At 41.7% G+C, this 254-nt stretch carries 1 rRNA gene; it reads left to right on the top strand.

The annotated features are described in order from the left end of the window. The first annotated feature begins 138 nt into the window (after positions 1-138). A 5S ribosomal RNA gene (gene rrf / locus H5159_RS20890) occupies positions 139-253 on the top strand. The last annotated feature ends 1 nt before the right edge of the window (position 254 follow it).

The raw sequence follows: 254 nt of genomic DNA on the forward strand, positions 1-254 counted from the left end.
GAAAGACTTAAAAAATATTATCAGATATTTTCCAAATTTTAGAGGTGACTCTTAGCGCGTAGCGTTAACATTGAGGCACCTTGCGCAAAGAAAATGGTAGCACTACGTGCTTGTCATTGATTCTTTGCACCTAATTTGCTTGGTGACAATAGCGTTTTGGACCCACCTGACTCCATGCCGAACTCAGTAGTGAAACGAAACAGCGCCGATGATAGTGTAGCATTTGCTATGTGAAAGTAGGACATTACCAGGCT

Source organism: Pseudoalteromonas sp. SG43-1 (assembly GCF_014164415.1).
GTDB lineage: Bacteria > Pseudomonadota > Gammaproteobacteria > Enterobacterales > Alteromonadaceae > Pseudoalteromonas > Pseudoalteromonas distincta.